At 73.6% G+C, this 788-nt stretch carries 1 protein-coding gene; it reads left to right on the top strand.

Annotated elements, in window-relative coordinates; all coding sequences use genetic code 11:
* Positions 1-645: GNAT family N-acetyltransferase (locus HC022_RS27950; protein ID WP_167454535.1), on the top strand; the 645-nt coding region annotated here is incomplete at its 5' end.
* Between the last annotated feature and the right edge of the window lie 143 nt (positions 646-788).

Below are 788 nucleotides of genomic sequence, written 5' to 3'. Positions count from 1 at the left end.
GCGCCCGACGCGCCGGATGCGTGGCACCGCGCCTTCGTGGCGGCGCTTGGCGACAACACCATCGCCGCGCTCACCGGCGAGGCCCGCCAGACCGAGGCGACGCTCGCAGCCCTCGGCCTGCCCGACACCGCCTGGCGGCTGAACCATTCCGAGCCGCTCTACCGGCTCGCGCTCGACACCCTGCCCGCGTCCTCCGCCTCCATCCGCCCCCCAGTCGAGGCCGACATCCCGCTACTCGCCCACTGGTTTCTCGACTACACCGCCAGCACCGGCATCAGCTCGCGCGACGAGGCGGCGCAGGTCACGGCGCTGAAACGCGCGGTGGAGTCGGTGCCGCTCGGCCATGTGCGGCTGCTGATCGAGGACGGCGCCCCGGTGGCGATGAGCGCGGTCAACGCCCGCCTGCCCGCGATGGTGCAGATCGGCGGCGTCTACGTGCCGCCGGAGCTGCGCAGCCGCGGTCGGGGCGGTGCGGTCGTCGCCGCACAGCTTCTCGAGGAACGGGCACGCGGGGTGCGCGACGCCGTGCTTTTCGCCAACAACGACGCCGCCGCCCGCGCCTACGAACGCATCGGTTTTGCCCGCGTCGGCAGCTACCGCGTCGCCGTCCTTGAGCGACAGGTGACGCCGGGGGTCGCCGCATGAGCCTGATCCGGCCCGCCGCCAAGGCCCGCCTGTCACAATGGCGCGAGGCGCTCTGGGGCGCGGGCGTGCTGGCGCTCGGGCTCTACTGGGGGTTCTGGACCGGCGGCGGGCTGCTGCACTGGATCGGCTACGTCGTGGCCATC

This window comes from Salipiger sp. HF18 (genome assembly GCF_011806505.1).
Taxonomy (GTDB): domain Bacteria; phylum Pseudomonadota; class Alphaproteobacteria; order Rhodobacterales; family Rhodobacteraceae; genus Salipiger; species Salipiger thiooxidans.
This window is presented reverse-complemented; position numbering and strand designations above follow the sequence as displayed.